Consider the following 20,791-nt stretch of genomic DNA (forward strand, 5'->3'; position numbering starts at 1 on the left):
ACGAGGGGCGGCGGCCGGCGCGACGCGCCGGCCTCGCGGGTTCAGGCGCGGCCGAGCAGCTTCAGCAGCGCCGCTGCGGCGGGTTCGGACGAGGCAGGGTTCTGGCCGGTGACCAGCAGGCCGTCGGTCTCGACGTGCGGCGCCCAGTCGGCGCCGCGGAAGAACTGCGCGCCGTTCGCCTTCAGCATGTCCTCGACAAGGAACGGCACGACCTCGGTCAAGCCCACCGCCGCTTCCTCGGTGTTGGTGAAGCCGGTCACGCGCAACCCCTTGACGAGCGGCTCGCCCGACGCGCGCTTCACGTGGCGCAGCACACCCGGCGCATGACAGACCGCGCCGACCGGCTTGCCGGCCTCGAACGCACGCTCGATCAGGGCGATCGAGCGCGGATCCTCGGAGAGATCCCACAGCGGACCGTGGCCGCCCGGGTAGAACACGGCGTCGTGATCGTCGATCGACACCTCCGTCAGTGAACGCGTCGCGGCCAGCGCCGCCTTGGCTTGCGGATCGGCGTCGAAGCGACGGGTGGCGTCGGTCTGCGACGCGGGATCGCTGCTCTTCGGATCGAGCGGCGGCTGGCCGCCGAGCGGCGACGCGAGCGTCAGATCGACGCCCGCGTCCTGGAAGGCGTAGTACGGTGCGGCCAGTTCCTCGAGCCAGAAGCCGGTCGGTTGGCCGGTATCGCCGAGGCGATCGTGGGAAGTCAGGACGACAAGAACTTTCATGGTGCGCTCCTTGCGAACGAAACAGGACAATCCGGCATGCGACACGTCGGGCCTGCTGCCCTGCGCACCCCATGCCACTTGAAAACCCGCTGCCGGCACGCGACCGTCCGGATCGGACGTCGCGGCGCGGTGTTTGACACCCGGTGGTACGGCGGGTGCGACGCGTGATGCCGTGCCAACACGCACGACCTCAAACCCGTGACGGCTTTCTTTTTCTCGACATATTAGACCAGTCGTCTAATTCAAAATCGCCATGCGGTTAATCCAGCGTCGACCTCACCGAGGCAGGCATGACGCTATCCCGTGCCGGCGCTCCGCGCGGACCCGCCAAGCATCGCATGCGCGCATGGCGGTTGCACGACGCGACGCCCACGCGCCTTGGGGTCATACCGCGACACGACGACGCTACGACGTGCGCAGCGACCGATGACACGCCCCCCAATATCCACGATGCACACCCACACTCCGCCGGGCAACGCATCCCCCCATGTCGCGCCGCCACGAAAACCCTCGCATCGGCATCGATGGCCGCTTGGATTGCGGCCCCATCCTCATATGCCATGTCCGATTCAATCGGCCACGTCACGACGCCTTGCCAGCCCCCTATCGTCATGGAGCCAGATCATAAATCAAAATTAGACCGGTCGTCTAAAATCAATGACTCCCCTCTCGACGCGTCGAAGCGATCCGCCTCGATTCATTGACCACCCCGAGCCCGGCCAGCGCCCGGCCATGATGCGCCGACACCCGGAAAGAGCAACAGCCTCACCGTCTGCGCCCGCCGCGCCGCTGCGGGAAAAAGCGCGTGAAAGTTTGCCTCATGCAAATCCGTCTCCCGACTTCCGCCACCCTCGCCGCCTCCGGCCGGCAGGCCCGAGATGAACCTGAACCGCCTGTTCGCCGCGCTGTCGTTGACGGGCCTCGTGCGCGCCGCCCGACGCGGCCGCGCGGCTGCCGTGGATCTGGCTGCTGCACGGCGGCTGCATCGCGCTGCTGTTCGCCTTCGGCGTAGCCAGCCGGCGACGCTTCGCGCCCCGCCGGCAGGCCCGCCAATTCGCGGCGGCGCTCCCGTCGGCGGCTCGCTGCCCGCTGCCCGCACGGTTCCCGTACCTGCCGATCAACACGCTGATCTTCGTGCCTCGAACCGACGGCGGCTCGCCCGCGATCGAACGTGCCGAAGGACCACGGCAAGCCGCTGCGCGAGCTGACCGCGAGTGAATAGGCGGCCTACCGCACCAACGAGATCCGGAGCTTCTCCACCCCGTGGCTGCCGCGCTACGCCATGCCCTTCGCCCATTTCGCATGGATTGCCCCGCCCCCGCCCGCCGCCGGGCGGCGCGCTTAGGCAGGCCCGTTGTCGCGGCGCAACCCGCCACGCAGACAAGCGCCACGGAAAACTGTATATTCATACAGGTTTGCGGATTGGCAACGCTCGACGGGACATCGCCTCCCGGCCCGGGTATCATTCGGCCCGCCGCGCATCCGGCGCATCGCGCCGAACGTCATCGGCGCCATACGGAGAACACAGAGTGAAACGAGCGGGATTCGGGTTGTGCTTACTGACATGCGCGGCGCTTGCGCATGCCGGCGACCACTACGTAGAGATCTGGAATCCGCCCGAGGCGCGCGGCGCGGCGCCGCGCGCGCCGGCAGCCGCGCCCGCGCCGGCGAAACCCCGGCGCGCCGCGCCGCACGTGGTGCCGGCAAACGTCCGTCGGGCGCCGGCCATCGCTGCCACACCCAAATTCACCGCCCGGCCGCGCAGCGGCGCTCCGTCGGTCAGCAGTGCGCCGCGCGGCGATATCGAACGCACGACGCCGGATATGTCGGCCACGCCGCAGATCCCGCGAATGATCACGCCAGACGGCAACGTGCTGCAGGTCGGCACCGGCCGTCGTCACGCCGAGGTGGTGCGCTGATGGAAGCAGAAACTTACCTGGGCTACCAGATCTGGGGCCACGCGATCCTGCAGCAGGAGGAAATCCTGCAACCCGAGCGCTACGCGGCGAGCGGCACCATCACCCGCGCCAACAAGCTGATCGAGGCCTCGAGCGTGCTGGGCGTGTTCGACACCGAGGACGAAGCGCGTCACGCCGGGCTCGATTGGGCGCGCGCGTGGGTCGACAGCCACGGTTGAACGACAGGGCGGTCGCGCGGCGCCCGCCTTCGGGAAGCAGTCGGCGCCCCGCGCGCAGCGTTCGTCCACGTGATCAAACCGCAATTCATCCGCCCCATCTTCTCCGCGCAGGGAATCCGGGCGCGCCCGTCGGCTTACGCTGAACGCGCAAGCGCATCATCCAGCCACGCACCCACGTCACGTTGAACGATGTCCTTGTTGAACCCGTTCAATATCTCGTGACGGTCCCCGGGATAGAAGCGATACGCCAGTGCAAGATGGCCCTGGCGCATGTAGCGGGTAATCAAGGACTGTATCGAGACGGTGTTCCCGCCGACAAGATCCTGAGTGCCGGCCACCACCAGGATAGGCAGGCTTACCGGAATTCTGGTTTCGTTTTCCGGAACCCACAGGCTACGGAATCCATCCAGCACCGAGTAAAGCATGCTGTTGGAGAACGGCTTCCCGCAAAGATCGTCGCTCAGGAAGCGCTGGATTTCGGCTGGGTCTGTCGCCATCCATTCGCAGCCGGTCACCGGCTGACCATCCTGGGCGAATGGTGCGTTGAGCGTATGCAGGACTTTCCCGAAAAGCGCCGAGGGCTGATCGCCCTCGGCGGAATGCGCCACACCCTCGAGCGCCGTCACCTCCGCATCGTCCACCCCCGGCAACGCGCCCAAGGTGCCGCACAGCACGGCAGCCGCCAGCAGGTCGCCGTGATTCTGGATGTGCGACTGCGTGAGCGCGGAACCCATGCTATGGCCGAACGCGACCAAAGGCAGGTCGGCATATTCGGATTTCGCCAGCCTCGAGAGCTGGGCAATGTCGCTCGTCATGTCCGCCCAGCAAGTCAGCCCCGCTTGTCCCAGGCCGGCCGCGCCGGCCGTCCGACCATGACCACGCAAGTCGAGTGCGTAGACGACGTAGCCCCGCTCGCCGAGGTACCGGCCGAACCGGTCATATCGCCCGCCGTGCTCGCAGATTCCGTGCGTGATCTGGACCACGGCCCGAGGCTCGACCCCGACCGGCGGGGTCCATTTTCGGAGGAATATTTCGGCGCCGTCCACCACTGACGAGAACGACCGTTCCTCGTACCCACTACCGGCATGCGCAATCATAAGTATTCCTTACAAGAAAGTATAAACCTTCCGGCTCGGATTCAGCATATCAGGAACAATATCGGCACAATATCAACGCCGGCGGAGTAATCGAAGGCGATTCGTAATCGGCGACCTTCGGGGGCAACGCGCAGCCGCGACTTGCCGGCTCAAGCATCCCGCAGCGTTCGTGCTGCAATTCGCCGCGCACACCGCCGCGAAACCGGTTCGTGTCCCAAAGATGGCCGGCCTTGCGGGTGGATCCACCGTGCACCGATACCCTACACGATTTCGATCCCCTCGCGTTCTTCCTGACTCGACAGGCCGGCACGCCAGCATCGCCGGCCCGAACGGATCAGCGTCTCAATTCCTGATATTTTTTTGCCCCGACGCGCTGGCGGCCATATTGGCAAAGCCCCGTGCCAGCACCTCAAATACTTGCATGGTCATGGGAACCAGCGACGGCTCCGCGAACTGTGACTTGTCCGGCCGGCTTACGTCCGCGGCGCTCGTCCGGCTCGATGCCGACGGCGCGCCCATGACCGGCAAGGGCGGTTGCTGAATACCGGATGGCGCGCCGCCATCCAGATTCAGAACGTCAGCCTCGGTGCACATGGCTCGTGACAGGACCGCACGTTGAACAGCCTCATCCCAGCCACTTGCACTCGCCACACCCGCGACCATCAGCCCCGGTAGTATCAACAGTCGATTGCGCCACATCCCGTCTTCAAACCAGTAGAAATATTAAGTAGAGAACCTTAGCAGTTCGTCACGTCGCTCAATGTGGCGTTTCGTCACGATGCCGTTCGCCAGGGCTGAACCGGCATCCGGCAAGACCTCTGCCTCTTCGCCGACCCGAACCACGCCCCGCTGTATCAGCATCGTTGCGCATCGCTTTGGAACAGTCGGAACCCCATACGGCCGCGAACCCAGCGCTCTGTCGCGTGAATCGATTCGGCCGACCGTCCGATGATGCTCAACCCGCGTCGAACGCGGAAATCACGCCCCCCCGGCGCATAATCCGGGGGCGTGCGCTGTCGAGCCCGCCGCGAACATCAGCGTGATGCGTCCCCCCGGGATATCCCGCCCAACCGAGCCTCCCCACCCGCCAAGCCGAGGCTGTTCACGGGATTCGGCGACGGGAAATGCATGCTCGATGCAAACGACGTTGATCGCCGCCCCCAAAAACGAACAGCCGGCCCCGGGCCGGCTGTTCGTCCATCCATCGGCATCACGCGGCAGATACGCCGCGCCGCATCAGAAGCGGTGGATCATGCCGACGCCAACCGCCACCTGGCTGCGCGACGACGACGGCGACGAATTGAAGCCGTCGCCGATCGATGCGGTCGCATCGATGATCTTACCGCCCGCGAGCGTCTGGCCATTCGCGCGCTGGTAGGCCTCAACCGCGTACAGGCCGGTGCGCTTCGACAGGCTGTAGTACTGCGACAGCGAGAACTGATGGTATTGCGCAGCGCTCGTCACGCCATTCGAGAGGGTTGCGCGCGTGTAGCTGTAGCCGCCCGCGAAATCCCACGTGGCCGTCGGCTTGAAGTGCAGCACGGCGCCCGCGGTATTGAAGATCGCGGTGTTGCGGAAATTCGAATTCGTACCCGGGATGTACTGTACGTTCGAGTACGACACCGACACGTCCCACGCCGACGAGAACTGGTAGCCCGCCGTCACCGCGACGCGCTGTTGCGCCTGCGCTTGGGAGTAGCCGCCGTTGATCGCCGTCACGGCCGTCTGCGCACCACCGTTGCTCGTCGTCGAATTCGCGCCCCACACGGCGCCGCCGCCCGGCGTCGAGTTGTTGACGCGCTGGAATGCCGCGGCGATGCCCACCGGACCGTTGATGTATTGAATCCCCGCGCTCCAGGTCGAGCCCGCGTTCACGCTGCCCGGCGTGCCGCCGAATGAGTACGAACCGCCGACCGTGAAGCCGTAGAACTTCGGCGACATGTAGACGAGCGAGTTGTTCGCGCGGTAGCTGGTGTCGAGCGAATCGATATCGCCCGGGTGCGCGCCGAATGCGCCCGTCAGCCACGTGGTCGGGCTGTACGGCGACAGAAGCGTGTAGTAGGCGGTGTACTGGCGGCCGGCCGTCAGCGTACCGTAGGCCGGGTTGGTCAGGCCGATCCACGCCTGGCGCGTGAAGATCCCGCCTGCGTACTGCGACGTGCCGTTGGTGGTCGAGACGCCTGCTTCCAACTGGAAGATCGCCTTCGTGCCGCCGCCCAGATCTTCACCGCCCTTCAGGCCGAACCGGCTGCCGGCCCACACGCCCGTCGACATCTTGACGGCGGAATGGCCGCCCGAGGTCGCGCCGACCGATGCGGCGCTGCTCTGGTAGGTCAGGCCATTATCAACGATCCCGTACAGGGTGACGCTGCTCTGGGCATGGGCCGTGGTTGCGGCGGCAAGACCGGCGGCCGTCATGACGACTGCTACGCGCTTCTTCATTGATTCTCCGTCCTCAAAATTCTTTTGTATGGTGTGGTTTGCTGCACATGGGCGAGTCCATGCGGGCGCCATTCTGACGGATTACCCAATATTTCAAAATGCTGAATAAACGACCGTGGGCTCGGCGCAACGCTCCGGATCGCCCGGAACCCATCGCGGCGAGCGCCGCCGTGGGCCTTGTCGCGCCGTCACCCCGATCGATGGAACCGGTCCCGGAAAAACCCTGATTTACTTCCCGGAAAAGCTTCCACGAAGACTTCGAATCCCTTACGGATCGGCCGCGCAACCGCCGCCTCCCAGTCGCGCCCCGCCGGCCGGACCGACAGCGCGTCGCGCGCGTGCGAAAACCGCCGTGCGGGGCTCTTGCCCGCCGCGCGCCTGCCCCGTCCCATTGCGCCGCCGACCGCCGAAACGCGCGACCGCCCCCGGGTTTGACGATGCCCCGAAAACGCGGCACGATGCCGCTTCGGCCGATGCAGCCTGCCGCTCGCCTCCTGCCCGGGGATGGTGAATGCATCACGACATCCTTTCCTTGCACCGCGTCCTTCGGGCCGGCGACGGATCGGCAATGCGAGCCCCGACTGACCGTCGCCGAGACCAGGAGTCCACCTTGCCCACCATCGACCAGGCCAAAGCCATGGCCAGGCGGCTGCGCGCCGCACTGGCCGCGCGCGACGTCGGGATCCCGCATGCCGCCGCGCTCGAACTGATCGCCGCCCAACTCGGCTACGCCGACTGGAACACCGCGTCCGCCCGGCTCGATCCGGACCCGGCCGACGGCATCCGGTTCCTGCGTGCGGTGCCGATCCTGCGGATCTTCGACGAAGCCAAGGCGCGCGAATTCTATTGCGGCTTCCTCGGCTTCGCGGTGCAGTTCGAGCATCGCTTCGAGGCCGACCTGCCGCTCTACCTGTCCGTCGCGCGCGCCGGCATGACGCTGCACCTGTCCGAACACCACGGCGACGCGAGCCCCGGCTCGACCGTGTACGTGCCGATGCAAGGCGTGCAGGCCTACCACCGCGAACTGATCGACAAGCACTACAGTTACGGCCGCCCCGGCCTCGAATCGCAGCCCTGGGGCGACGTGCTGGAAGTGCACGACCCGTTCGGCAACCGGCTGCGCTTCTGCGAGGAACGCGACTAGGCATTCCGCCCTGCCGGCATGCGTCCGCGCGCACCGGCATCGTCCCGGCCATCCGCCGGGACGCGCCACTATCTGGCACAATCAGGAGCGGTCCGTCGCGGGCCGCCCTCCTCCCTCCCGATTCATCCGAGCCAGCGTCATGCCTTCCATCAGCGCCCTTTTTACCTACCCGATCAAATCGTGCGGCGGCATCGCGCTGTCGCGCGCGCAACTGCTCTCCACCGGGCTCGAATACGACCGCAACTGGATGGTGGTCAACGCCGCCGGGAACATGTTCACGCAGCGCACGCATGCGCAGCTGGCGCGCGTGAAAACCGCGTTCGACACCGGGCACCTCGTGATCCGCGCGCCCGACATGCCCGAGCTGCGCACGCCGCTCTCGGCGGCGGCGCTCGCCGATGCCGAACCGCTCGCCGCGACCGTCTGGCGCGACACCGTGGGCGCGCTCGACTGCGGCGCACAGGCCGCGTCCTGGTTCAGCGAATTCCTGGGCGAACCTGCCCGTCTCGCGCGTTTCGCGCCCGCGGCGCGCCGCGCGGTCAGCAGCAAATGGACCGGATCGGTGGCCTCGCACACGCAGTTCGCCGACGGCTTCCCCCTGCTCGTGATCGGCCAGTCCTCGCTCGACGATCTCAATGCGCGGCTGCGCGCGAAGGGCGCGCCCGCGATTCCGATCGACCGCTTCCGGCCGAACCTCGTGCTGGATACGCTCGACGCCTACGAGGAAGACTACGTCGAGGAACTCACGTGCCGCGCCGACGCGCACGAGGTATTGATCCGCCTCGTCAAGCTGTGCACGCGCTGCCCGGTGCCGAACATCGACCAACAGACCGGCGCGCCCGACCCTGCATGGCCGCATGAACCGACCGACACGATGAGCGGCTACCGCGGCAGCCCGCAGTTCGACGGCGCGTTGACATTCGGCAAGAACGGCATCGTCGTGCGCGGCGAAGGCGCGCACCTCGAGGTCGGACAAACCGTCGGCGCGGAACTCGGTTTCGGCGACTAGCCGCGCACGACGCCGCATGGGGGTGCGCGGTGTGCGGCACCGGGTACAGGACGCCAAACGCCGCGCACCCGGCCCCCATCCGCGCGATGGTTCACTCCCCCCACACCGGCAAGCTCAAGCGCACGACCAGACCTCGCCCCGAGCAAACGCCGCCCGACGGACCGCCGCCCGACGCGTCCAGCAGCGCGATCTCGCCCTGATGCACGCGCACGATCTCGCGCACGATCGACAGCCCCAGCCCCGTCCCCTCCACCGCCTGCGTCGCCGCGCTGCGATAGAAGCGGTCGAACACCGCATCGCGTTCGTCCGCCGCGATGCCCGGCCCGTTGTCGATGACCTCCAGCACCGCCTGCGCGCCCGCGCGCGCGACCCTCACCGTGATCACCGCCTCATCGCCCGCATAGCGGATCGCGTTGTCGATCAGGTTGCCGACCAGCTCCGCCAGCAGGTCCGCGCGCCCCGTGACCGTGACGTCCGCGTCGTGCTCGAAGCCGAGATCGATCGAGCGCGCGCGCGCGACGGGCGACCAATCGAGCGTCACGCCGCGCGCGATCTCGTGCAGCGCGATCGGCTTGCGCTCGATCGCATAGCCGCTGTCCGACTCCAGCCGCGACAGCGACAGCAGCTGCTGCACGATCTTCGCGGCCTGCCGCACCGCGTCGTCCGCGCGGCCCAGGTGCGCCTGCGCGCGCGGCGCTTCATCCGGCCGCCGCGCCAGCTCGACGCCCGCCTGCACCGCGGCGAGCGGCGTCTTCAGCTGGTGCGCGGCGTCGGCGAAGAAGCGCCGGCGCGCGCCCTGCATGCGCTGGGTGCGCGCGATGTACTGGTTGAGCGCGTCGACGAGCGGCGCCAGTTCGCTCGGCATGCCGGCCGTGTCGAGCGGCGCGAGATCGCCGTCGGCGCGCGCGGCGACCGTCCCGGACAAACGCCTGAGCGGCCGCAGGCCGCGCGCCACGCCGAACCACACGATGCCGAGCGCGAGCACCACCAGCAGCCCTTCCTGCTGCAGCGAGCCGACCAGGATCTCGCGCGCGAGCGCCTGGCGCGCCTCGATCGTCTCGCCGACCATCACCCACACAACCCGCGTCTGCGCGCTCGGCACGTCGTGCACGGGCAGCCGCAGCGCGGCCATGCGCAGCTGCTCACCGCGATAGAGCGCGTCGTAGAAGCGCGTCTCGAACAGCGCCACGCTGGCCTCGCGCGGCCTCGGCAAGTCGGGATAGCCCGTCACCGCGCGCCCGCCGTCCTCGCGGATCAGGTAGTAGATCTTGCCGCCGTCGTTCGATTCGAACATCTCGAGCGCGAGATACGGCAGGTCGACCTCGATCTCTCCGTTGCTGAGGCGCACGCCTTCGCGGATCGATTTCAGCGACGACGCGAGCGTGCGGTCGAACGCCGTGTGCGCGGCGCTCATCGCGCGCTGGTAGGTGAGCCAGGAATCGAGCGCGAGCAGCCCGAGCAGCGGCAGCAACAGCCACAACCCGACCTGCATGCGCAGGTTGACGCGCGTCATGACGCCTTCGCCTCGAGCAGGTAGCCGAGGCCGCGCAGCGTGACGATCGCGACCCCGCTGTGTTCGAGCTTCTTGCGCAGCCGGTACACGTAGATCTCGATCGCGTCGGCGTTGACCAGTTCGTCGAGGCCGAAGATCTTCTCCGACAGCGTCTCCTTGTTGATCGCGCGGCCGTTGCGCAGGATCAGCACTTCGAGCACCGAACGCTCGCGCGGCGTCAGCGCCACCACCTCATTGTTCAGACGAAAACTGCGATCGACGCTGTCGTATTCGAGCGGCCCGCACTCGACGCGCGTGTGCTCGTGGCCGAGGCTGCGGCGGATCAGCGCGCGGGCGCGCGCCTCCAGTTCGGTCAGGTCGAACGGCTTCGCAAGATAGTCGTCCGCGCCGAGGTCGAGTCCCTTCACGCGATCCTCGACCGAGCCGTGCGCGGTCAGGATCAGCACCGGCACCGGGTTGCGCCGCGCGCGCAGGCGCCGCAGCACCTCCAGCCCGTCGAGCTTCGGCAAGCCGAGATCGAGGATCACCAGTGCGTAGTCCTGCGTGTGCAGCACGTGGTCGGCCGCCTCGCCGTCCGCCATGTGGTCGACCGCGAAACGCGCGGCCGTGAGCGCGGCCGTCAGCGATTGTGCGAGCAGGGGATTGTCTTCGACCAGCAGGACGCGCATGCATCACCTCGGGAAATCCATGACCTAAAGACCGCTATTGTTACGCGAAATGAAAGCAGGCTGAAAGTGCCTCACACTTACCATCCGCCTCACTCATACCAAAGCAGTCCATCTTGGAGGAAGACATGCAGTTTGCATCGAAAGGTATCGCCGCGCTGCTGGCGCTCGCCGCAGGTACCGCATTCGCGCAGGCGCCGGCCGGCTATCCGGGTAACTACCAGGGCATCATCGATGCCGCCAAGAAGGAAGGCAAGCTGATCGTCTACTCGACCACCGACACGGGCCTCGTGCGCCCGCTGATCAAGGACTTCGAAGGCCTGTACGGCGTGAAGGTCGAGTACAACGACATGAACAGCACCGAGCTGTACAACCGCTTCGTCAGCGAGAGCGCCGCGAAGAGCACGAGCGCCGACGTCTTGTGGAGCGCGTCGATGGATCTCCAGGTGAAGCTCGTCAACGACGGCCTGATGCAGACCTACGAATCGCCGGAAGCGGGCAACCTGCCGCAATGGGCGCAGTACCAGAAGCAGGCCTACGGCACCACCTTCGAGCCCGTGTCGATCGTCTACAACAAGCGGCTGATCGCCGAGAACGAAGTGCCGAAGACGCGCGCCGACCTGATCAAGCTGCTGCAGTCGCAGCCCGAGCGCTTCAAGGGCAAGGTCACCACCTACGACATCGAGAAATCGGGCGTCGGCTTCAACTTCATCACGCAGGATGCGCACGTCAACGAGCAGGTCACCTGGGAACTCGTGCGCGCGATCGGCGCGACCGGGCCGAAGCTGCAGTCGAGCACCGGCGCGATGATGGAGCGGATCTCGTCCGGCGAGAACCTGATCGGCTACAACATCATCGGCTCGTATGCGTACGCGAAGGCCAAGAAGGACAAGTCGATCGGCTATGTGTTCCCGAAAGACTACACGCTCGTGTCGAGCCGGCTCGCGACGGTGTCCAAGCAGGCGAAGAACCCGAACGCGGCGAAGCTGTGGATCGACTACCTGCTGTCGAAGCGCGGCCAGACGCTGATCGCGAACCAGGCGAACCTGTATTCGATCCGCGCGGACGTCTCGGGCGAAACGTCGATGGCCGGGCTGACCAAGGAACTCGGCGACGCGCTGAAGCCGATCCCGATCGGCACCGGGCTGCTCGTCTACCTCGACCAATCGAAGCGCCTCGCCTTCCTCAAGCAGTGGCAGCAGGCCGTCAAGCGCTGATCCGGCGCGCCTGAGCGCGCCGTCTCGCGCGCGCTCCCTCCTCCCTATTTCCTGACAGGCGGCCCGCGGGCCGCAGGGGCGAACTCATGCTTACCACCAGCACCGGCGGGACACCTCCCGCTCTTCCGCGCGAGCGCGACGGCCGTGTGCCCGCGCTGCCCGCGCCCACCCTGGGGCCGCTCGCGGGCCTGTTCCGCTGGCTCGTGATCGCGACGCTGACGATCGCGGTCGCGCTGCCGCTCGGCTTCATCCTGTTTCAGAGCGTGTTGACCGCGCCGTTCTTCGACGCGAATCGCGCGCTCGGCCTCGACGGTTTCCGCTTCATCTTCAGCGATCCCGACTTCTGGTCCGCCACCCGCAATTCGTTCGTGATCGCCAGCGGCATGCTGTTCATCTCGATCCCGTTCGGCGGCATCCTCGCGTTCCTGATGGCGCGCACCGACCTCCCCGGCCGCCGCTGGCTCGAACCACTGCTGCTCACGCCGGTGTTCGTGTCGCCGATGGTGCTCGCGTTCGGCTACGTCGTCGCGACGGGGCCGGTCGGCTTCTACTCGGTGTGGTTCAAGTCGCTGCTCGGCCTCCACGAGGTGCCGTGGAACGTCTACTCGATCTTCGCGATCACGGTGATCGTCGGGCTCACCCACGTGCCGCACGTGTACCTGTACGCCTCCGCCGCGCTGCGCAACCTCGGCTCGGACGTCGAGGAAGCGGCGCGCGTGGCCGGCGCGCGGCCGTTCCGCGTCGCGCTCGACGTGAGCCTGCCGATGACCATGCCCGCGCTGCTGTTCGCCGGCGTGCTCGTGTTCTTCCTCGGCTTCGAGGTGTTCGGCCTACCGCTCGTGCTCGGCGATCCGGAAGGCCACCTGGTGCTCGCGACCTACCTGTACAAGCTCACCAACAAGCTCGGCGTGCCCTCGTATCACCTGATGGCGGCCGTCGCGGTCTGCATCGTCGCGATCACGTTCCCGCTCGTGCTGCTGCAGCGCCGGCTGCTGCGCACCGCGAACCGCTTCGTCACGGTCAAGGGCAAGGCGGGCCGCGCCACCGTGCTGCCGCTCGGCGGCTGGCGCTGGGTCGCGCTCGCGATCGTCGCGCTGTGGCTCTTGCTGACGGTGTTCGTGCCGCTCTCCGGGATCGTGCTGCGCGCGTTCGTCACCAACTGGGGCGAAGGCGTGCCGCTCGCCGAGGTGCTGACGCTGTCCAACTTCGTCGAGCTGTTCGAGCAGGACAACCTCGTGCGCGCGATCGTCAACACGCTCGGCATCGGCGTGCTCGGCGGCGCGCTCGCGATCGGCTTCTACACGCTCGTCGCCTTCGCCGGCCACCGCCGCCACGACTGGGCCACCAAGCTGCTCGACTATCTCGTGCTGCTGCCGCGCGCGGTGCCGGGGCTGCTCGCCGGCCTCGCGTTCCTGTGGATCTTCCTGTTCGTGCCCGGGCTGCGCGAGATCAAGAACTCGATGTGGAGCATCTGGATCGCCTACACGGTCGTGTGGCTCGCCTACGGGATGCGCTTGATCCAGAGCGCGCTGCTGCAGGTCGGGCCGGAACTCGAGGAAGCGGGCCGCAGCGTCGGCGCGACGCGCGCGCGGGTCTCGCTCGACGTGACGCTGCCGCTCGTGCGCTTCGGCCTGCTCGCCTCGTGGCTGCTGATCTTCATGATCTTCGAGCGCGAGTACTCGACGGCCGTCTACCTGCTGTCGCCGGGCACCGAGGTGATCGGCGCGCTGCTGGTGTCGCTGTGGGCGACGGGCGCCGTCGATCAGGTCGCCGCCCTTTCTGTCATCAACATCGCGATGGTCGGCGTCGGACTCGGCGTGGCCCTGCGTTTCGGAGTGAAACTTCATGGATAAGCTGACCGTCGACAACCTCTTTCTCAGCTACGGCGCGAACCCGATCCTCAAGGGCGTGTCGTTCGAACTGAAGGCGGGCGAAGTGGTCTGCCTGCTCGGCGCGTCGGGCAGCGGCAAGACCACGCTGCTGCGCGCGGTGGCCGGCCTCGAACAGCCGTCGGACGGCCGCATCCAGCTCGACGGCAACGTCTTCTTCGACGGCGCGAACCGCATCGACCTGCCGGTCGAGCGGCGCGCGCTCGGCCTCGTGTTCCAGTCCTACGCGCTGTGGCCGCACCGCACGGTCGCGGACAACGTCGGCTACGGGCTCAAGCTGCGCCGCGTCGCGTCCGACGAGCGGCAGCGCCGCGTACAAGGCGCGCTCGATCAACTCGGGCTCGGCCACCTCGCGCAACGCTATCCGCACCAGCTGTCCGGCGGCCAGCAACAGCGCGTCGCGATCGCGCGCGCACTGGTCTACAACCCGCCCGTGATCCTGCTCGACGAACCGCTGTCGAATCTCGATGCGAAGCTGCGCGAGGAGGCGCGCGCGTGGCTGCGCGAGCTGATCGTGTCGCTCGGGCTGTCCGCGCTGTGCGTGACGCACGATCAATCGGAAGCGATGGCGATGTCGGATCGCATCCTGCTGCTGCGCAACGGCCGCATCGAGCAGGAAGGCACGCCCGCCGAGTTGTACGGCGCGCCGCGCTCGCTCTACACGGCCGAATTCATGGGCAGCAACAACCGCATCGATGCGCGCGTCGCGTCGATCGACGGCGAGCGCGTGACGCTCGCGGGCGACGGCTGGCAACTGCAGGCGCTCGCGCGCGACACCTTGCAACCGGGCCAGGACGCGCAGGCCGTGATCCGGCTCGAACGCGTGCAGGTCGCGGACGGGCCCGGCGCGAACCGCCTGCAGGCGGAACTCGTGACCTCGATGTATCTCGGCGATCGCTGGGAATACCTGTTCCACTGCGGCGCGCTGCGCCTGCGCGCGTTCGGGCAGGTGCCGCGCGCGGCGGGCCGCCACTGGATCGAGTTCCCGGCGAACGACTGCTGGGCGTTCGCGAAGGCGGGCTGAAGCATCGCGCCGCCGCCCCGCCGGGCGCGCGGCGCACCCCGTGCGCGGTCATGCGCCGTGCGCGACAACAAGCACGACCACAACAGGAGACAGCGTCAATGAACAAGCAGCACCTGCTGGCCGCCTCGGCGGCCGCCGGACTCTCGATCGCCGCGTCGGCCGCCCACGCACAATCGAGCGTCACGCTCTACGGGATCATGGATGCCGGCCTCGAGTTCACGAACCACGCCGCGCCGGAAGGCGGCAACGCGGTCCGCCTGAAATCGGGCAACAAGAACACCTCGCGCTGGGGCCTGCGCGGCGTCGAGGATCTCGGCGGTGGCCTGAAGGCCGTGTTCCGGCTCGAAAGCGGCATCGACCTCGCGAACGGCGGCCTCGACGACGGCCCCGACTCGATCTTCGGGCGGCGCGCGACGATCGGGCTCAAAGGCCGCTGGGGCGAACTGACGCTCGGGCGCAACTTCACGACCACCTACGACTACATGCTGCAGTTCGACCCGATGGGCTACGCGCAGAACTACTCGTGGGCCACGGCCTCGACCGCGACCGGCGGCCGCAAGGACGGCCTGTTCACGCGCTCGTCGAATGCGGTGCGCTATGACGGCGAATACGGCGGCTTCAAGTTCGGCGCGATGTACGGCTTCGGCAATATCGCCGGCAGCGTCAAGGCCAGTTCGAAATACGACGTCGCGCTGGGCTACGAAAGCGGCCGGTTCGCCGCCGTCGTCACGTTCGATCGCCAGAACGGCGCGGGCGACAACGTCACGCCGGCCGATCCGGTCGACTACATCCAGGGCATCCACGCGGGCCTCAGCTACGACTTCGGCAATCTGAAGACGATGGCGGGCTATCGCAACTATCGGCGCACGTACCACACCACGGCGGCGACGCAACTCAGCGACATGTACTGGGTCGGCGGCTCGTATCAGTTCACGCCGACCTTCTCGCTGATCGGCGCGGTCTATCACCAGGACCTCAAGGGCGGCACCGACGCCGACCCGACGCTCGTTTCGTTGCGCGCGCAATATGCGCTGTCGAAGCGCACCGTGCTGTACGCGGCGGGTGCATTCGCGCTGGCCAAGCATGGCCGGAACGTGAGCGTGTCGCGCGACGTGGCCGGGTATGCGAGCACGCAGGTCGGGGTCACGGCGGGTATCCAACAACGGTTCTGATGTAACGGGGCGCAAGCGGCGCCCCGCAGCGGTGAAACGGGAGCGCGGGCACATCCGCGTTCGCTGGGTTGGCGCAACAGTGAAACGCTGTCGCGCTTTTTTTCTCGGCGCGGCGCCACGCGGCGGCACCGGGGCGGACCGGATCGCAACAGTGGCCTGCCGCGTTGACGATTTCGTCCACCGTGCCTACCGCTCCTACGCAAATCACGCGACGCGACCTATGATCAAACGGTCGGCCGATGAGGCATGCATACAGCGGAGCGGACATGGACAAGTCAGCGGGCCTGATCTCCCACGGCGGCGAGACCGATGCGTCGAGCCCACGCGCCATCGCCTCCATCAAGGCGCGGCTGCGCGCCGGCAGCGATCTTCCCGCTGCGACGCTGGAGAAGGTGCTGAGCCTGGTCGACCAACTGGCCGAATTCGAGCTGGGCAGATTCATGCTGGTCAATCGCGGGCTCGATGCGCAGTGGATACATCGCATCGTGACTTACCGGCCCGGCAGCCTGCGCGCGGGCGCCGTTCCCGATCTCGAATACCAGGTGTTCGAGAATCTGCCGCTGATGCGCGCGACGCGCGAACGCTTCGGGATCTTCCAGACCCTCCTGCAGGAGCGGATCACGCCGGGCAGTACGCTCGCATCGGTGCCGTGCGGATGGATGGGCGACTTGCTGCTGCTCGATTACGCACACTGCCCCGACGTCAGGCTGATGGGCATCGATCTCGACCCGCAGGCGCTCGACGGCGCGCGCGCACTCGCGGCGGAGCGCGGCCTCGGCGCGCAATTGAGCCTGCATCTCGCCGATGCATGGAAGCTGGACCTGTATGCGGTGGCCGATACGCTGACGAGCAACGGCCTCGACGTCTATGAATCGGACGACGCGCGCGTGGCCGTGCTGTACCGCAAGTTTCACGACGCCCTCAAGCCGGACGGTCTGCTGGTCGCGAGCTTCCTGACGCCGCCGCCCGGCCGCTCGGCCGCATCGCCGTGGGACGCCGCCGCCATCGACCCGGACGCGCTCGCGTTACAGCATCTGCTGTTCGCGCAGGTCATCGGCGTCAAGTGGCGCAACTACCATACCTATGCGCAGATGCGCGAGCAATTGCAGCATGCGGGCTTCGTCGACATCCGCTTCATCGACGACCGCGCGCGCATGTACCCGACCGTGACCGCGCGCAAGCGGTGCTGAGTCGCAGGTCTAGGCTACGACCGTGCCATCGCCGGCGGCTTTCTTTGCCCGCCAGAGCCAATGCATGTCCGCGTCCCGCGCACTGTCGAGCAAACGCCCCTCCAGGTCATCGCCGGACAGTTCGCCAATCCGCCCGCGGATCTGCTCGCGCAGCGTCTCCCAGTGCTGGATGGACGGATGGGATTTATTGATTTCGTGCCCGGCCTGATCGTGCCCGGCCCCCTCGACACCCGACGCATCCACGCCGTATTTATCCGCGAACGCGAGAACCTGACTTTTCAACTGCGCCCGCTCCATCTTCAAGGCTGCGACGCGCTCCCCCGGTATAGAGGAGTTCAACGGCCGTCTCATCGTACTGCCCGGCCCGGTGAGCTTGACGGGGCGCGTCCCGCCTTGCGCCAGCCCCGTCAGATTCTGTTTAATTGTATTTCTCGCATCGGGTACGGCATGAGCAATATTGCCGGTCCGGAAAACCGCTGCGAGGCGAATCGGAAGCCGGGTCGCGAAGCACGAAGCACAGGCTGCGCGGATGCATCGCCCATGCGCCGCGCGCCCCATCCGTCGTATAGTGTGATCCGGCGACGCGCACCGCGCCGCCTCCCCTCCACGTTGTCACACGCTCGCGAATACGCCATGAACCCAAACGCCAGCCAGCACAACCAGACCATCATCTCCCAGTTCTCCCGCCAGGCCGTTCCGTTCGCCGCACTGCCGGGCCATTCCACGTCGATCCGGACGCTGATCGACCTGTGCGAATTGAACGGCACGGAAACCGTGCTCGACGTCGCTTGCGGCCCCGGCCTCGTGGCCAATGCATTCGCCGAGCACGCGGCGCACGTCACGGGCCTCGACCTCACGCCGGACATGATCGAGGAAGCCCGCCGACGCCAGCCCGCCACGCTCGACAATCTCGACTGGCGGGTCGGCGACATCCGCGCGCTGCCGTTCGCGGACGCAAGCTTCTCGGTCGTCCTGACCCGCTACACGTTCCACCATTTTCTCGATCCGCAGGCGGCGCTGCGCGAGATGATGCGCGTCTGCCGGCCGGGCGGCCGGATCCTGATCGCCGACATCGTCCAACAGCCGGACAAGGCAGCAGCCTACGACCACCTCGAACTCCTGCGCGATCCGTCGCATGTGCATGCACTGACGTTCGCCGAGATGGACGCGCTGATCGCCGGCTCGGGGCTCGCGGACATCCGCACCGCACGCTACAAGATCGACACGCCGCTCGACCCGCACCTGGCGGCCTCGTTCCCGAACCCGGGCGATGAAGCGAAAATCCGCGACCTGTTCGCGGCGGAACTCGAAGAGGATCACCTGGGCCTCGACGTGCGCCGCACCGGCGACGGCATCGTCTTTTCGTTTCCGATCCTGGTCGTGACCGGCATCAAGCCGGCCTGATCGCGCCTGCCTCGACCGGCGCGCGGATGCGCGCCGGCGCATCGAAGAATCGAAGAATCAGCGAATCAGGTCGCAGTGAATCTGCAGGCTCTCGGTCGGGTTGCGGTGGATGCGAAACCCCTGCGCCGCGAGCGCGGCCTTGACCGAGGCAAGCGCCGGCCCGCAACGGCGCGCGCGCCGGCGCTGCCAACCCAGCGGCGTGAACACGCCCAGCGGCAGCATCCGCACGCGGCGGCCGTCGAGCCGCAACGATACGTCGACGTGCGTGCCGTCGACGTCATGTCCGTTCGCGCCGAAGATATCGGCGATCTCGTCGCGCCGCGCCGGATACAGCAGGCGGAACATCGCCCTGCCCGCCGCGCGAAATCCGTTGCGCGCGAAACCCAGCGAAGACGACCTCGGCTCGAAACCGCGCGTGAGCACGAGTTCGATCGTCGCGGGCAATTGCGCCTGCGCGGCCTGCAGCCTGCCGAGCACCTCGGCCTCCACCGCCACCTGGCGCGCGGGCCAGCGCGGCCGGATCAGCACGCCGGCCCGCGCGCCGCGCGTCAATACCAGCACATTCGTCTCCCCTTGCCGCGAACCCGCGCCGCATGCTGCCGGCGCGGCCCGCGACCGCCCGCCCGGCTCGATGAGAGCAGGGCGGGCAAGCTCATCACATCTTCACTTCGTCGAGGAAGGTCTTCTTGAGGTTCTTGTAGCTGTACAGCGAGATCACGCTCTGCTTCAGGTCGCCCTTCGCATCGAACATCGTCTGACCGATCACGCCCTTGTAGTCCGTCGCCGGCATCGCCGCGAGAATCTTGGCCGGATCGACCGAATTCGCGCGCTTCATCGCATCGACGACGATATACACCGCGTCATACGCGAACGGCGCATCGAACTTGATCGCCTGGCCGAAGCGCTTCTGATACTTCGCGAGGAACGCCGCGCCGCCCGGCATCTTCTCGAGCGCCGCGCCCGCCTGCGAGCAGACGATGTTCTCGACCGCTTCGCCCGCGAGATCGGACAGCTGCTCGGTGCACACGCCGTCGCCCGAGAAGATCTTCGCGCGCAGGCCCAGTTGCCTCGCCTGCTTCGCGAACGGGCCGCCCGTCGCATCCATGCCGCCGTACATGATCGCGTCCGGGTTCTCGCCCTTGATCTTGGTCAGGATCGCGCGGAAGTCGACCGCCTTGTCGTTGGTCGCGTCGTGCGACAGCACCTTGAGGCCGAGCACCTTCGCCTTCTTCTCGAACTGGTTCGCGAGACCCTGGCCGTAGGCGGTCGAATCGTCGACCACGGCCACGCTCTTGATGCCCTTCGATTGCGCGTAGCTCGCGAGCGCCGGGCCTTGCTGCGCATCGGTCGCGACCACGCGATAGGTGGTCTTGAAGCCTTGCTGCGTGTAGGCCGGGTTGGTCGCCGACGGCGAGATCTGCACGATGCCTGCATCGCTGTAGATCTTCGACGCCGGGATCGAGGTGCCCGAGTTCAGGTGGCCGATGACCGCCACGACCTTGTCGTCCACGAGCTTCTGCGCGACCTGCGTGGCCGTGCGCGGATCGGCCGCGTCGTCCTGGCCGTCGAGTTGCAGCGTGATCTTCTGGCCGCCGATCGTCAGGCCCTTCGCGTTGATTTCCTCGACTGCGAGACGCGCGCCGTTTTCGTTGTCCTTGCCCAGGTGAGCGATCCCGCCCGTCAGTGGCTCCACGCTGCCGATCTTGACGACCTGATCGGCCAGCGCATCGGCCGCCGCAATGGAACACAGGATCGCTGCCGTACCCACCACCATGGACTTGCGCGCATTCTTTTGTTTCATCTGTATCTCCTGAAAAGTGAGAGACCGCCGCATCCTGGCCCGGATGCCTGTCGATCCGCCCTACGCCCAGCATGCGCCGCCGTGCGCGCTTCCCCCCGCAGCACGGCCCGCATGCCGGGCATCGGCTATCGTATCCCGACAAAAAACCGGCTGACTCCCATGTCACCCTCTAATCACGAATGGCGGCGACTGCCACCCATTCCCGCATCGCCCGCATGGAATCTTCAATCGTTCAAAAACGCGCGATCGCGTGTTTTAACGCTTCATTCGACGCCGAAGCAAAACGATCGGGGAAACATCGCGCAGCGAATCCGCATACGGCCGGCCGATGCGCCCGGTGTCTCATACGATACGCGCAGGCC

19 protein-coding genes and 1 pseudogene are annotated in these 20,791 nt (G+C 67.1%); 11 read left to right on the forward strand and 9 right to left on the reverse strand.

Annotated features, from left to right (window positions below):
- Positions 1-41: 41 nt before the first annotated feature.
- On the reverse strand, positions 42-725 hold the full coding sequence (locus AC1RQF_RS11700; protein ID WP_273998053.1) for a type 1 glutamine amidotransferase domain-containing protein: 684 nt from the start codon (positions 723-725) through the stop codon (positions 42-44).
- A gap of 1,529 nt (positions 726-2,254) precedes the next feature.
- On the opposite strand from AC1RQF_RS11700, the gene AC1RQF_RS11705 reads away from it, so the two are divergent.
- Positions 2,255-2,644, forward strand: coding sequence for a hypothetical protein (locus tag AC1RQF_RS11705; RefSeq protein ID WP_273998052.1), 390 nt, complete (start codon positions 2,255-2,257; stop codon positions 2,642-2,644).
- Positions 2,644-2,862 carry a hypothetical protein gene (locus AC1RQF_RS11710; RefSeq protein ID WP_273998051.1) on the forward strand — a complete coding sequence of 73 codons (219 nt, stop codon included), beginning with the start codon at positions 2,644-2,646 and terminating at the stop codon, positions 2,860-2,862. Before AC1RQF_RS11705 ends, AC1RQF_RS11710 begins: the two co-directional genes overlap by 1 nt.
- Positions 2,863-2,996: 134 nt before the next feature.
- Here the strand turns inward: AC1RQF_RS11710 and AC1RQF_RS11715 are convergent, their stop codons facing one another.
- The 3 genes from AC1RQF_RS11715 to AC1RQF_RS11725 form a co-directional block, all read right to left on the reverse strand.
- Positions 2,997-3,959 carry an alpha/beta fold hydrolase gene (locus tag AC1RQF_RS11715; protein WP_273998049.1) on the reverse strand — a complete coding sequence of 321 codons (963 nt, stop codon included), beginning with the start codon at positions 3,957-3,959 and terminating at the stop codon, positions 2,997-2,999.
- 342 nt (positions 3,960-4,301) lie between these two features.
- Complete coding sequence (locus tag AC1RQF_RS11720; protein WP_273998048.1) at positions 4,302-4,658, reverse strand: hypothetical protein; 357 nt, start codon at positions 4,656-4,658, stop codon at positions 4,302-4,304.
- 537 nt (positions 4,659-5,195) lie between these two features.
- Entirely contained in the window at positions 5,196-6,401 is a 1,206-nt protein-coding gene (locus tag AC1RQF_RS11725) for a porin (protein WP_273998047.1), read from the reverse strand.
- Between the two features lie 568 nt (positions 6,402-6,969).
- On the opposite strand from AC1RQF_RS11725, the pseudogene AC1RQF_RS11730 reads away from it, so the two are divergent.
- The 3 genes and pseudogenes from AC1RQF_RS11730 to AC1RQF_RS11740 form a co-directional block, all read left to right on the forward strand.
- Positions 6,970-7,164: pseudogene (locus AC1RQF_RS11730) on the forward strand (glyoxalase superfamily protein); the annotation flags it as partial.
- A gap of 18 nt (positions 7,165-7,182) precedes the next feature.
- Entirely contained in the window at positions 7,183-7,545 is a 363-nt protein-coding gene (locus AC1RQF_RS11735; RefSeq protein WP_273998320.1) for a glyoxalase superfamily protein, read from the forward strand.
- A 139-nt stretch (positions 7,546-7,684) separates the two neighbouring features.
- Positions 7,685-8,554 (forward strand): MOSC domain-containing protein, encoded by an 870-nt coding sequence (locus AC1RQF_RS11740; RefSeq protein WP_273998046.1) that lies wholly within the window; start codon positions 7,685-7,687, stop codon positions 8,552-8,554.
- 91 nt (positions 8,555-8,645) lie between these two features.
- On the opposite strand, the gene AC1RQF_RS11745 is transcribed toward AC1RQF_RS11740, so the two are convergent.
- Both AC1RQF_RS11745 and AC1RQF_RS11750 read right to left on the reverse strand, forming a co-directional pair.
- Positions 8,646-10,067 (reverse strand): sensor histidine kinase, encoded by a 1,422-nt coding sequence (locus tag AC1RQF_RS11745; RefSeq protein ID WP_492872102.1) that lies wholly within the window; start codon positions 10,065-10,067, stop codon positions 8,646-8,648.
- Complete coding sequence (locus tag AC1RQF_RS11750) at positions 10,064-10,735, reverse strand: response regulator (protein WP_273998044.1); 672 nt, start codon at positions 10,733-10,735, stop codon at positions 10,064-10,066. Before AC1RQF_RS11750 ends, AC1RQF_RS11745 begins: the two co-directional genes overlap by 4 nt.
- A 125-nt stretch (positions 10,736-10,860) precedes the next feature.
- Here AC1RQF_RS11750 and AC1RQF_RS11755 point away from each other — a divergent pair, with 125 nt between their 5' ends.
- The 5 genes from AC1RQF_RS11755 (at position 10,861) to AC1RQF_RS11775 (ending at position 17,224) form a co-directional block, all read left to right on the forward strand.
- Positions 10,861-11,949 (forward strand): ABC transporter substrate-binding protein, encoded by a 1,089-nt coding sequence (locus tag AC1RQF_RS11755; protein WP_273998043.1) that lies wholly within the window; start codon positions 10,861-10,863, stop codon positions 11,947-11,949.
- Between the two features lie 86 nt (positions 11,950-12,035).
- Positions 12,036-13,802 carry an ABC transporter permease gene (locus tag AC1RQF_RS11760; RefSeq protein ID WP_273998042.1) on the forward strand — a complete coding sequence of 589 codons (1,767 nt, stop codon included), beginning with the start codon at positions 12,036-12,038 and terminating at the stop codon, positions 13,800-13,802.
- Positions 13,795-14,862 (forward strand): ABC transporter ATP-binding protein, encoded by a 1,068-nt coding sequence (locus AC1RQF_RS11765; protein WP_273998041.1) that lies wholly within the window; start codon positions 13,795-13,797, stop codon positions 14,860-14,862. Before AC1RQF_RS11760 ends, AC1RQF_RS11765 begins: the two co-directional genes overlap by 8 nt.
- A gap of 98 nt (positions 14,863-14,960) precedes the next feature.
- The gene (locus tag AC1RQF_RS11770; RefSeq protein ID WP_492872103.1) at positions 14,961-16,034 is read left to right on the forward strand and encodes a porin; all 1,074 of its coding nucleotides are present in this window, start codon (positions 14,961-14,963) and stop codon (positions 16,032-16,034) included.
- Between the two features lie 266 nt (positions 16,035-16,300).
- Positions 16,301-17,224, forward strand: coding sequence for an SAM-dependent methyltransferase (locus tag AC1RQF_RS11775; RefSeq protein WP_492872104.1), 924 nt, complete (start codon positions 16,301-16,303; stop codon positions 17,222-17,224).
- 9 nt (positions 17,225-17,233) lie between these two features.
- Here AC1RQF_RS11775 and AC1RQF_RS11780 read toward each other — a convergent pair whose 3' ends face one another.
- A complete protein-coding gene (locus AC1RQF_RS11780) occupies positions 17,234-17,563 on the reverse strand; it encodes a hypothetical protein (RefSeq protein ID WP_492872105.1) in 330 nt (109 codons plus the stop codon).
- Positions 17,564-17,857: 294 nt separating this feature from the next.
- Here AC1RQF_RS11780 and AC1RQF_RS11785 point away from each other — a divergent pair, with 294 nt between their 5' ends.
- Entirely contained in the window at positions 17,858-18,628 is a 771-nt protein-coding gene (locus tag AC1RQF_RS11785) for a class I SAM-dependent methyltransferase (protein ID WP_273998037.1), read from the forward strand.
- 57 nt (positions 18,629-18,685) lie between these two features.
- Here the strand turns inward: AC1RQF_RS11785 and AC1RQF_RS11790 are convergent, their stop codons facing one another.
- Positions 18,686-19,189 carry a hypothetical protein gene (locus AC1RQF_RS11790; RefSeq protein WP_492872106.1) on the reverse strand — a complete coding sequence of 168 codons (504 nt, stop codon included), beginning with the start codon at positions 19,187-19,189 and terminating at the stop codon, positions 18,686-18,688.
- Positions 19,190-19,283: 94 nt separating this feature from the next.
- Positions 19,284-20,402, reverse strand: coding sequence for a branched-chain amino acid ABC transporter substrate-binding protein (locus AC1RQF_RS11795; protein ID WP_443111499.1), 1,119 nt, complete (start codon positions 20,400-20,402; stop codon positions 19,284-19,286).
- Between the last annotated feature and the right edge of the window lie 389 nt (positions 20,403-20,791).

This window comes from Burkholderia sp. GW821-FHT14F03 (assembly GCF_058803765.1).

What these genes read in the sequence shown, in the direction of transcription:
- AC1RQF_RS11700 (WP_273998053.1), bottom strand. Translation starts at nt 725, where the DNA reads ATGAAAGTTCTTGTCGTCCTGACTTCCCACGATCGCCTCGGCGATACC.
- AC1RQF_RS11710 (WP_273998051.1), top strand. Translation starts at nt 2,644, where the DNA reads ATGGAAGCAGAAACTTACCTGGGCTACCAGATCTGGGGCCACGCGATC.
- AC1RQF_RS11715 (WP_273998049.1), bottom strand. Translation starts at nt 3,959, where the DNA reads ATGATTGCGCATGCCGGTAGTGGGTACGAGGAACGGTCGTTCTCGTCA.
- AC1RQF_RS11720 (WP_273998048.1), bottom strand. Translation starts at nt 4,658, where the DNA reads ATGTGGCGCAATCGACTGTTGATACTACCGGGGCTGATGGTCGCGGGT.
- AC1RQF_RS11725 (WP_273998047.1), bottom strand. Translation starts at nt 6,401, where the DNA reads ATGAAGAAGCGCGTAGCAGTCGTCATGACGGCCGCCGGTCTTGCCGCC.
- AC1RQF_RS11740 (WP_273998046.1), top strand. Translation starts at nt 7,685, where the DNA reads ATGCCTTCCATCAGCGCCCTTTTTACCTACCCGATCAAATCGTGCGGC.
- AC1RQF_RS11745 (WP_492872102.1), bottom strand. Translation starts at nt 10,067, where the DNA reads ATGACGCGCGTCAACCTGCGCATGCAGGTCGGGTTGTGGCTGTTGCTG.
- AC1RQF_RS11750 (WP_273998044.1), bottom strand. Translation starts at nt 10,735, where the DNA reads ATGCGCGTCCTGCTGGTCGAAGACAATCCCCTGCTCGCACAATCGCTG.
- AC1RQF_RS11755 (WP_273998043.1), top strand. Translation starts at nt 10,861, where the DNA reads ATGCAGTTTGCATCGAAAGGTATCGCCGCGCTGCTGGCGCTCGCCGCA.
- AC1RQF_RS11760 (WP_273998042.1), top strand. Translation starts at nt 12,036, where the DNA reads ATGCTTACCACCAGCACCGGCGGGACACCTCCCGCTCTTCCGCGCGAG.
- AC1RQF_RS11765 (WP_273998041.1), top strand. Translation starts at nt 13,795, where the DNA reads ATGGATAAGCTGACCGTCGACAACCTCTTTCTCAGCTACGGCGCGAAC.
- AC1RQF_RS11770 (WP_492872103.1), top strand. Translation starts at nt 14,961, where the DNA reads ATGAACAAGCAGCACCTGCTGGCCGCCTCGGCGGCCGCCGGACTCTCG.
- AC1RQF_RS11775 (WP_492872104.1), top strand. Translation starts at nt 16,301, where the DNA reads ATGGACAAGTCAGCGGGCCTGATCTCCCACGGCGGCGAGACCGATGCG.
- AC1RQF_RS11785 (WP_273998037.1), top strand. Translation starts at nt 17,858, where the DNA reads ATGAACCCAAACGCCAGCCAGCACAACCAGACCATCATCTCCCAGTTC.
- AC1RQF_RS11795 (WP_443111499.1), bottom strand. Translation starts at nt 20,402, where the DNA reads ATGGTGGTGGGTACGGCAGCGATCCTGTGTTCCATTGCGGCGGCCGAT.